The organism is Mesorhizobium sp. M4A.F.Ca.ET.090.04.2.1 (assembly GCF_003999085.1).
GTDB lineage: Bacteria > Pseudomonadota > Alphaproteobacteria > Rhizobiales > Rhizobiaceae > Mesorhizobium.
Genome location: NZ_RZOT01000552.1, coordinates 1 through 4,005, shown reverse-complemented (window position 1 = coordinate 4,005; position 4,005 = coordinate 1). Strand labels below are relative to the sequence as shown.

Genomic DNA, 4,005 nt, shown 5'->3' with positions numbered 1-4,005 from the left:
GGTGCGCGGCGCCCTGGCGCCATTTGAAACGCTGAGAGCAGCGTTCGGCAACTAGCTAAGGTGTATTGAGACTCAGGTCAGGCCGAGTCGGAGTCGAAGACGGGCGCGAAGCGACCAAAACGGTGGTTTTCGAGAACCGGAGCGGAGCGTACTCGAGTACGTGAGCAGCGGAAGCGCAGAAAACCAGCGTTCGCAGGCCGGCCTCACCTGAATATCGGCACGCTTAAGGTAGCCGGAACCGATATTCCGTCACCTGATGATAGATCTGCCCCGGCCACAGCGTGGCCTGCGGGAAATAGGGCCGGTTCGGCGCGTCCGGCCAGACCTGCGCCTCCAGGCAGAGGCCTGAATAGGCCCTGTACTGACGCCCCTCCAGCCCTGCCGAGGACGGCGCCAGATACTGGCCGGTATAGAGCTGCAGACCGGGTTCCGTGGTCCAGACCTCCATCTCGACGCCCGATGAGGCGCCTTGCGCCCAGGCGGCCTGCTTGAGCGGCCCGTGCGTGGAGGCGAGGCAGAAGTTCAGGTCGTAGGGAAGCTGCTCGCCCTCGCTCTCCATGCGCAATGCCCGCGCCTGGCGGAAGTCGAACGGCGTGTCGTCGACCGGCTTCACCACGCCCGTCGGGATCATCTCCGCATCGACCGGCGTGTAGGCGCCGGCATTGAGCATCAGCCGATGGTCGAGGATATCGCCGGCGCCGCCGTCGTCGAGGTTAAAGTAAGAGTGCTGCGCGAGATTGCACAGCGTCGGCTCCTCGGAGGTCGTGGCGGTCAGTTCGACGCTGAGCGTGCCGGGGATTTTGAGCCGGTAGGTGCAGGTTACGTCGAGCGCGCCGGGAAAGCCCATCGTGCCGTCAGCGTCATGCAAGGTCAGCGTGACGAAATCCCGGCCATGCAGCGAGACCGTCCACGGACGGTGGAAATAGCCTTCCGAGCCGCCATGCAGCGTGTGCTTGTCGAGGAAGTTGCGCTCTGTCTGGTAGCGCTTGCCGGCGATGGTGAAGCGGCCATCGCGGATGCGGTTGGCGAAGCGGCCGACCACGGCGCCGAAGAAGGCCCTGTCGGTCTCATAGGGCTCGAAACGGTCGTAGCCCAGCACCAGCGGCGCGTCGTGGCCGGCAAGCCGCAGATCCTGGACGATGGCGCCAAGCCCGATGATGTTGGCGGTGAGGCCGCCGCCGCGAATGGTGAAACGGCGCACGGGTTCGCCCGCCTGCGTCGTGCCGAAGACTTCGCCGTCCTTCATCGTCATGCCCGAAAGTCAGTTCGTTGATCTGTCGACTCAGCCGGTCCCGGCCGGGTTGGATTATGGGAAAGGCAGGCCTTGCGCCTGCCCTTCCGTTTGCTGTCAGAGGCCGAGGCCGCCGATGCAGACATATTTGGTGTCGAGATAGTCCTCGATACCCTGATGTCCGCCTTCCTTGCCGAGACCGGATTCCTTGACGCCGCCGAACGGCGCTTCCGGTGTGGTGATCAGGCCCTCATTGACACCGACCATGCCGTATTTCAGCCCTTCCATGACGCGGAATGCGCGGCCGAGATCGCCGGTGTAGAAATAGCAGGCGAGGCCGAATTCGGTGTCGTTGGCGAGCGCGATCGCCTCTTCCTCGGTCTCGAACTTGAACACCGGAGCGACCGGGCCGAAGATCTCTTCCTTCATGAAGCGCATCGTCGGCGTGGCATTGGCGATCACCGTCGGCTGGAAGAACGAACCGCCGAGTGCATGGCGCTTGCCGCCGGCCACCACCTTGCCGCCCTTCGACGTGGCGTCGGCGATCAGTTCCTCGACCTTCTCGACCGCCTTGTCGTCGATCAGCGGTCCCTGCTGCACACCCTCTTCAAGGCCGGACCCGACCTTCAGATTGTTGCTTGCCGCGGCCAGCTTCTCGACGAACTTGTCGTAGACGCCGGCCTGCACGAGGAAGCGGTTGGTGCACACGCAGGTCTGGCCGGAATTGCGGTATTTGGCGGTGATGGCGCCGGTGACGGCGCGGTCGATGTCGGCGTCGTCGAAGACGATGAACGGCGCATTGCCGCCGAGCTCCATCGACACTTTCTTGACCGTCACGGACGACTTCTGGATCAGGATCTTGCCGACTTCGGTCGAGCCGGTGAAGGTGATCTTCTTGACCAGCGGGTTGGCGCAGATCTCGTCGCCGATCTCGGCGGCCGAACCGGTCAGGATGTTGATGACGCCCTTGGGGAAGCCGACCTCCTCGGCAAGCGCGCCCCAGGCGAGGCCCGAATACGGCGTCTGCGAGGCCGGCTTGACCACCGCGGTGCAGCCCGCGGCGAGCGCCGGGCCGAGCTTGCGGGCGAGCATCGAGGACGGGAAGTTCCACGGCGTGATGGCGGCGATGACGCCGACCGGCTCCTTGGTCACCAGGATGCGGCGGTCGCCCCAGGGCGACGGCACGATGTCGCCGTAGGTGCGCCGGCCTTCCTCGGCGAACCACAGTATGTAGGCGGCGGCCGAGCCGATCTCGCCCTTCGATTCAAACAGCGACTTGCCCTGCTCTATGGTCAAGAGTTCCGCGAGCACGTCCTGATTGTCCATCATCGCGTCGTGCAGCTTGCGCAAAAGCTTCGAGCGCTCGAGCGCGGTGGTCTTGCGCCAGCTCTTGAAGGCTTCCTCGGCGGCCTCGATGGCGCGGCGCGTCTCGGCCCTGCCGGCCTTCGGCACGGTGCCGATCTTGAGGCCGGTGGCCGGATTGTTGACGTCGACCGTCTGGCCGCTGTCGGCCTGCACCCATTCACCGTTGATGAGATTGGCCTGGCGCATGAAATGGCTGGTTTTCTGAAGCATGGTCTGGCCTCCGTTCGGCGCGCTGATCGGCCGTTTTTCTGGATATCTTCAATGCGCGTGCGCGATGTCCGCACGCTGGAGCCACTGCTCTTAACCTAGGGAAAGGCCGGCAAGCAATCGCAAGATGGCATATAGGGGTTGGACCAGCAAAGGCGAGAGTTGGCCGGCCGCTCCCCTATCCGAAGACGTGGAGAACCACCGTCAGCCAGAAGGACGTGGTCACCACCGCGCTCGCCGTCGCGATGGTTATCTGGTTCGACGCCAGCGCCTGGCCGGTGTTGAACTGGACGGCGATCAGGTAGGAATTGATGCCCGAGGGCAGAGCCGCCGCCACCACCGCCACCTTGGCCGTCAGCGGCGGCAGGCCAAGCACCCAGACCAGGCCAAGCACTAGCCCCGGCATCAGGAACAGTTTCAGCGCCGACAGCGCCAGCGCCGGCCGGATGTTGCCGGAGATGCCGAAGCGGCGCAGGCTGAGCCCCATGGCGAACAGCGCCACCGGCCCGGCGGTATCCGCCAGGGCATCGACCACACGCGAGACGAGCTCCGGCAGCGGCGCGCCGCTCAGGCGGAAGGCAAGTCCGGCGAGTATGCCGATGATCAGCGGATTGAGGAACAGCCGCCTGAGGAAGCTGGTGACGACACGCAGCGGATGCGCGGGCTCGCCGGCGCCGCGGCCGAACATCTCGAACAGGACGATCGAGGCCATCATCGTGACCGGCAGGTGGACGGAGACCAGCAGCGACAGGACCTCGAAGCCGCTCGGTCCGAATATGCCGAGGATGAAGGGCGCGCCGAGCAGGACGATGTTGGAATAGCCAGACGACACGCCGCCGACGATGCCCGTGCGCGAATCCCTGCCGAAGACCCGCGTGGTGACGAGATGCCCCACCGCCCAGGTGATCGCGACCGCCGTGAAATAGGCGCCCCACAGCGACCATGGCGCCACGCCGTGGAAGTCGGACTTCACCATCGTTTGGAACAGAAGCAGCGGCATCGCCACGTTGATGGCGAATTCGGAGATGCCCTCGCCGCTCGCCGGCTTCAGATAGCCGGTGAAGCCGGCAAGGTAGCCGAGCGCGACGAGGCTGAAGACGAAGAGGACGGTTTCGGTGAGCGGAGACATTTTTCCCGTGATAGGCGAGCCCCGTTTGCAACGCAATCGCGCCGGCCGAGGAAGGCCCACCCGCTTCCTGCCC

At 65.0% G+C, this 4,005-nt stretch carries 3 protein-coding genes; all 3 read right to left on the bottom strand.

Going from position 1 to position 4,005, the window contains the following annotated elements; all coding sequences use genetic code 11:
* Positions 1 to 223 precede the first annotated feature (223 nt).
* The gene (locus EN781_RS27845) at positions 224 to 1,252 is read right to left on the bottom strand and encodes an aldose epimerase family protein (protein WP_126054145.1); all 1,029 of its coding nucleotides are present in this window, start codon (positions 1,250 to 1,252) and stop codon (positions 224 to 226) included.
* 96 nt (positions 1,253 to 1,348) lie between these two features.
* The gene (locus EN781_RS27840; protein WP_126054144.1) at positions 1,349 to 2,806 is read right to left on the bottom strand and encodes an NAD-dependent succinate-semialdehyde dehydrogenase; all 1,458 of its coding nucleotides are present in this window, start codon (positions 2,804 to 2,806) and stop codon (positions 1,349 to 1,351) included.
* A gap of 175 nt (positions 2,807 to 2,981) precedes the next feature.
* Positions 2,982 to 3,932, bottom strand: coding sequence for an AEC family transporter (locus EN781_RS27835; RefSeq protein ID WP_126054143.1), 951 nt, complete (start codon positions 3,930 to 3,932; stop codon positions 2,982 to 2,984).
* Between the last annotated feature and the right edge of the window lie 73 nt (positions 3,933 to 4,005).